This window comes from Pseudoalteromonas sp. BSi20311, assembly GCF_000239875.1.
Classification (GTDB): domain Bacteria; phylum Pseudomonadota; class Gammaproteobacteria; order Enterobacterales; family Alteromonadaceae; genus Pseudoalteromonas.
The window spans coordinates 1-6,712 of record NZ_BADU01000150.1; the positions used below are offsets into that span (position 1 = coordinate 1).

The 6,712-nt window shown below is 40.7% G+C and carries 3 protein-coding genes; all 3 read right to left on the reverse strand.

The window, feature by feature from the left end; genetic code table 11:
• The coding region (locus P20311_RS14705) for a glycoside hydrolase family 3 N-terminal domain-containing protein (RefSeq protein ID WP_036985253.1) at positions 1-2,380 on the reverse strand (2,380 nt) is incomplete at its 3' end.
• Between the two features lie 49 nt (positions 2,381-2,429).
• Positions 2,430-3,206 carry a family 16 glycosylhydrolase gene (locus P20311_RS14710; RefSeq protein ID WP_008114311.1) on the reverse strand — a complete coding sequence of 259 codons (777 nt, stop codon included), beginning with the start codon at positions 3,204-3,206 and terminating at the stop codon, positions 2,430-2,432.
• 75 nt (positions 3,207-3,281) lie between these two features.
• Positions 3,282-5,966, reverse strand: coding sequence for a TonB-dependent receptor (locus P20311_RS14715; RefSeq protein WP_008114314.1), 2,685 nt, complete (start codon positions 5,964-5,966; stop codon positions 3,282-3,284).
• Positions 5,967-6,712: the final 746 nt, after the last annotated feature.

Below are 6,712 nucleotides of genomic sequence, written 5' to 3' on the forward strand. Positions count from 1 at the left end.
TTGCCAAAGTATGCCAGCGTTTATCAGACATTACCTTGTTTAACGATGAAAATTTAATGCTTCTTAAACAATTACTTTCGTTACACATAAGCTGTAATTTAGTGTCTTGCTCAGGCGCTTTATCTAACCGCAGTTTTAATTCAAGATAGGCGTTATTAAATTTGCTATCAAGTAGTTCAGGCTTTAAATAGCTTAGACTCAGCGTTGCATTAGCAAATTGAGATGGCCAACTAAATTGTCTTGCATCTTCTTGATACGACAAGTTCACCGACTGCATGAGCAGGCTTTTTTTATCACCACTGGTTGCCGATGAGCCAGTCGTTAAAACGTGTGCTGTTGTGCTATCTGTTAGTTTCCAAGTCAGGTTTTTAGCTAAGCTTCTTACAAACAAAGGCTGGGCATTACTTTTTACGTTCTTTCTAGGCGTGGTTTTTTCACTTAAGGCGGACATATTGATGCTGTCTTGATAAGTTAACCCATAACCATACGCAAACAAGGGATCGTAATTGGCATCACCACGGTTTAAATTAAATTGCTCATCGTATTTTGGCCATGAAAAACTCAGCTTACCGACAAAATCAAACTGGGCATTCCCTTGTTGGTCAGTGAGTAATACATCGGCAACACCTTGGCCTTCAGAGCCTGGCAACCATGCAGCAACAAAAGCATCAGATGCATTGAGCTCTTTATTTACCCAAAGCGGGCGGCCACTCAAAAAGACGGTGACAACAGGAATATTATCGGCCTTCAGTTTACGCAGTAATTTGAGAGCCTGTTTAGTTTCAGGCTGAAACTCTAGTCGTTCTATATCTCCAAACCACTCTGCATAAGGCTCTTCACCAATAACTACAATGGCTACGTCTGGCTTGGTTTTATACTCACCAGACTCACTTAAGCTTATTTCACCGCCTGCTTTTAAAACGGATGATTGTAATCCTGAGAAAATAGAGGTCGCATTTAAAAAGTCACTGTTGGTGTTGTCAGTACCTTGCCAAGACACACTCCAACCACCTGCTTGCATATTGATTGCATTAGCGCCTTTGCCGGCAACCAAAATATGACTAGTTGGGTTTATTGGCAACAGGTTATTGTTGTTTTTTAATAACACTAATGACTTTCTTACCGCTTCTCTTGCAAGCTCTCGATGTTCAGGAGCACCTAACCATTGCGGGTATTGTGACTCAGGACGCGAGGATGGTTTACCCTTTGTAAACACACCCCAGCGAATTTTAGCTCTTAAAAAACGTCTAACAGCATCATCTATTCGTGATTGAGGTATAACACCCGTTTTCACTTGCTCAACAGTATTATGATAAAAGGCTTCAAAATGCTCTGGCACCATGATCACATCAACGCCCGCGTTAATTGCTTGCGCACATTGCTCTAAATCGCAGCCTGCTACAAACTTATGCGCATTCCAATCGCTTACAACAAAGCCATCAAAACCTAACTGGTTTTTAAGTACATCCGTTAATAAATGTTTATCGCCATGGACACGTTTGCCATTCCAGCTATTGAAGGATGCCATAACTGATTGCACTCCCTCACTAATCGCTGAAAAGTAACCCGGGCTGTGAATATCTCTTAACCCTTTTTCATCAATTAGCGTATTACCGCGGTCAATACCTCGCTCAGTTCCTCCATCTCCCACAAAGTGCTTAGCGGTGGCAATACGGTTACTGCCTTTTAAAAAGTCAGCGCCTATGTCACCTTGAATACCAGTCACCATGTTACCCGCATAGTATTTAACTAAGTCAGGATCTTCTGAATAGCTTTCATAGGTTCTCCCCCAGCGATCATCTCTGACAACCGCTACTGTGGGTGAAAAACTCCACTCAATACCCGTGGCCGACACTTCCTTTGCTGTTGCTTGCCCTATACGTTTTATTAAATCGCCATCGCGCGCTGCGCCTAAGCCAATATTGTGCGGAAATAACGTAGCACCATACACATTGCTATGCCCATGCATGGCATCGGTCCCCCACACCGTCGGGATCGCAATACCATCTATGGTCGAATCCATAGAAGCCTGGTACATTTCATCTGCGTATTTTAACCAAGTAGCTTGATCCGCTCGTTTGTTACCATAAGGGGCGGTATTCCCGCCATTTAGATAAGAGCCAAATCCATACTTTTTCATTTGCTCGACAGTTAAATAGCCAATTTCTGGCTGTATCATTTGCGCAACTTTTTGCTCTATAGTCATTGTTTCGAGCAGTTTATCAATCTGTTTTTCAACGCCAGGATCACGCTTAAGTTGTGTGTTCACATAAGGCCAATTAACTTGCTGATTGTCTGCACTCAATACATTTTGGCAGTTGAACATGCCAAAAACAGGCAATAAGCAAAGTAATAATTTAGGGTGTTTTATTTTCGACATTTAAAACCTTCGAGATTAAATACTGTTTTATAAATACGGATTGATTAATTTAGTGTGGAATATATTCAATAAAATCATAATATGCCCATGAAGGGCTGCCGTAGTATTGACCCGGAAAGTAATTTCCTTGAGTCGAGTTGTCACCATTCCACTGGTTAATCATTATTTTTGTTTTATCAATTGGCCACGCATAGCTGGGAATTTCATTATTAGCTATTACGCCATCCCCATTGTCTTTGTACATCACTCTAATTGTTTTCTCGTTTCCTTGTGAGTCGAAGAGATACCAACGAATTGATGAACTAGACCAGTCGAAGCCAATGGTTAATAGGTTTCCTCTGTAATCAAGCCCGAATTGGCTTAAATCAATATCCTCTTCCCAGCTTTGATATGTGCCTCCTTGGGGCTGGTAGATAACATTGGTATGAACGACATTGCCTAAAGAAGGTAATAGTTCGATATCTATCTCTTGCCATGCACGTCCTGGCGAATCCCACCATGAGGTGTAAGTAAAAATAGAAGACACGGTACCGGCGATATTGCCCGACTTAACACTCCCTTGTACCTTACCAAAACTATAAAAGTGATTACTTTGCAGCTCAGCACACGCACCTTCTGATAAGGAAAGCGTGATGCCGTGTTGACTTGGATTAATCATTCCTGGAGTAAATTCGCAGCCAAAAGGCGAGCCATTATCGCCATTACGTGCACTCCAAATACGAGTGTCAAATCCCCACGAAAAATCGTCTTTAAAATAGTTAGCGTGTGTGGCGGGTGAAATAACTATAAGGCCAGCAACCAAGGTTGAAATTAGCTTCGTTTTCATTATTAAATTCCTTATTTAATCAAGCACCTCCTACAGTACTCTAGACTGTAGGAGGGTAATTTTTTACTCGGTTATTTAGAATGAAAAACCCGCTCTCATGCCGTAGTATCTCGGCATGCCAAAGCTGCCTTTGGGGATCCCTTTGCCAGTATTATTCCAGTATTGAATAGTTTCATCTGAGGCATTATTAACAAACACTTCTGCAAACCAGTTTTGTCCTTGCGGCTCATACTTAATAGAGGCGTTAAATACGGCAAATGCATCGCGGCTATCATCGATATATTTTGTTGCTTCATCTGGCACTTGAAAATCCATGTCATCTAAATGTTTATCAACATTCCATACCGTTGAGTACGATTCATCTTTCCAGCTGGCATTTAGCCATGCGTGAACAAAACCATATTCTCCTAAGTTAAGTGTATGTGTGTAACTTATATTGGCGGTGAACTCAGGGGTCATTGCTAAGTTATTCCCCTTAAGATTGGTAGCTAACAGGGTGTTTTCAGGATCTTTTGATTCTTCATAAGAAATATCAAACAGATACTCCGCGTCGTAGTCCCATTTAGTATTCCAATCTTCAGTAACTTTTGCATCAGTCCACGTTACGTAACCACTAATTCGACCATTTGGATACGGCTTCCAGTCAAACTCAAGCTCAATCCCTTTTATTGTTGAACCAGGGACATTTTGTGTGTAATAAGCAATGACAGGTTTGTTTTGAAAATCAAGAACAGGCTCGCCATTACCGTCTAAAATGGGAGAGCCATCTTCATCTTCGACTACAGATAAGCGCTCAACATTACCGATAGAGCCTACTGATGCATATTGCATATCGGTGTAGTCAGTATAGAAAAATGCCGCTTTTAAGTTTAATGAGTTATCAAAAAAGCTCGATTTAGCCCCTAATTCCCAAGTAAGTACTTCTTCTGGATTAAACTTGGTTTCAAAACGAGTAACGTCACCGGTTCTGTCGTTTACCACTTCGTAAACATCACCAATACCACCGGCTTTAAAGCCACTGGCAAGATAGGTATAAACCATGGTTTCAGGTGAAATGTCATAATCTAAACCGACACGAAAATCATGGTGTTTCCAGCTTCCCTTATTGTCGTTTTCAAAGTACGACGCATAAATAGAAGGGTCTTCGTAGTAATCAACAGGAAGGTTATTTAAATCAGTTCTATTTAACCAACCTACGGCGCAGCCATCAGCATTAGAACAGCGATAGGTTCTTCCGCCTTTATCTTCTTTTGTTTCATCACTAAATCGATAGCCAAGTGTTAGGTGTAACTTTTCAGTTAAGTTGTATGTACCTTGACCAAATAATGCGAGGGCATCGGTAGAACGATCGGGTTGATCCCAAAACGCTTTGTCATCCATAGGATTATCGTAATAACCTAAGGTTTTTGTTCTTTCATGAAAGTAATTTATACCTGCAATCCAGATAAAGTCGCCATATTCATCAGATTGTATTTGCAGCTCAGTTGAAAAAGATTCTGCGCCAGTGCCGTCTAAAAAGTAAGTTGCGCCATCCCAAGGGTCTAAACCTACTTCACTATCTTGTGCTGAAGAGCGCTCCATATCTTCATAGCCCAATAACCAGACAAGCGAATATTCATCGTTTATGTCGTAGTTAAGGGTATTTCTTAAGTACGTAATGTCTAAATTAAGCTTACCGGGTACATTTACAACCGCCTGATAAGTATTATCGCTGGGTAAAAAGTTGGTGCAGTCACCACCTAGTTCAGCACTTCTGCCGCGAATTTTATCGCAGTTAACTAAATCTAGGTTGTTATTGCTATCATTTACATACTTTTGAAAAACGGTGTGGTTTGAAAAATTACCATCTAAAGGCTCCCATAGGGTGCTAACTCTAAATGAATATTCATCTGCATTATTGTAAAAATTGCTTTTATCAGCTGGTGTTAGTGCGCGAACTTTTTGCGCTTCTGGATCTGTGCCAGCGCCATCTATCCACCAGTTTTCTCGTTGGGTAATTGTTTGACCCACACCTTGATAAGAATCTTCAGAGATTACCGGCGCATTAAGAATATCGTCGCTTAAGCGTCTTGAGTCATATTGGTTAGGATCGTAATACCCTTCTAAATAAGAATCCCGTTTCAAGCCTTTTCCTGAAAACCTAACGGCAAATTCATCATTAATAGGAATATTTAAAACGGCATCAATATTTTTACTATTAAAGTTTCCCGCTTCGATACTAACGTTGCCATATAAGTCGGTAAACTCTGGCTTTGCTGAAATAACATTGATACTACCCACCGTTGAGTTACGACCAAATAGGGTGCCTTGTGGGCCCCTTAGTGCTTCAACTCTGTCTATGTCATACATCAATGCAAGGGCACCTTGCATACGTGGTGAGTAAATACCATCAAGGTGAACACCCACAGCCGGATCGCCAAGCTCAGTAATATTGGTAGAGCGTACACCTCGCATAGAAATAACCGGCGCAGCTTGATCTGTTGCAGTTGAAATATCTAAGCCAGGAACTAAGTTAGCAATATCCTTAACGCTATTAACACCGTTTCTTTTCAGCTCGGCTTCAGTTAATGCTGTAATGGCAACAGGTGTTTCCATTAGTCTTGTTTTGCGCTTAGTTGCTGTTACCGAAATGACTTCTAATGAAACTGTTTCTTTTTCTGACGCTTGCTTTTTATCCGTAGAAGCTTCTTGAGCATTCAATGGCATTGAACAAGCCAGCGCAACGGCTATTGATAGTGCTGTTTTATTTATTGTGTGCATGTTTGACCTTTTGGATGTGTGTGTAAACGTTAAACTTTGTTACTTTTATTTAACAGTCTTATAGTATCCATACGGCTTATTTTTAATACTAGTCAAATACGCCAAGGCGAGTTAGATATAATACAAACCGAAATTGCTCTCTAATTTATGAAGCCAAAACTAGATAAATCTCGAGTATTTTCTCCGTAGTCTAGCCTTTTGATTCTATTTCAGACACAAAAAAACCGACTTAGTGTCTGCCTATGTATGAAAGTGCTGGGCGCAGGGCGTATCTTGTAAGAGTGAACCTCCGACCGCCTAGTTCATAGCCTACTACATTTTTAAATTTCACTTTATTTCAGACATAAAAAAACCGACTTTCGTCGGTCTCTTTTCTATTAACTTTTGTAGTAATAGAAAGTAGTGGGCGCAGGACGTATCTTTTAAGATTGAACCTCTGACCGTCTGGTTCGTAGCTAGCTACTTTCCCATATTCACTTTATCTTAGGCACAAAAAACCGACTTAATGTCGGCTTATGTATGAAAGTGGTGGGCGCAAGGACGTGTCTTGTAAGAGTGAACCTCCGACCGTCTGGTTCGTAGCTTACTACTTTTCCATATTCACTTTATTTCAGACATAAAAAAACCGACTTTCGTCGGTCTCTTTTCTATTAACTTTTGTAGTAATAGAAAGTAGTGGGCGCAGGACGTATCTTGTAAGAGTGAACCTCCGACTGCTTGGTTCGCAGTAGGTTACTTTATCCACA

Coding starts and splice junctions, on each gene's coding strand:
- P20311_RS14710 (WP_008114311.1), bottom strand. CDS start 3,206: ATGAAAACGAAGCTAATTTCAACCTTGGTTGCTGGCCTTATAGTTATT.
- P20311_RS14715 (WP_008114314.1), bottom strand. CDS start 5,966: ATGCACACAATAAATAAAACAGCACTATCAATAGCCGTTGCGCTGGCT.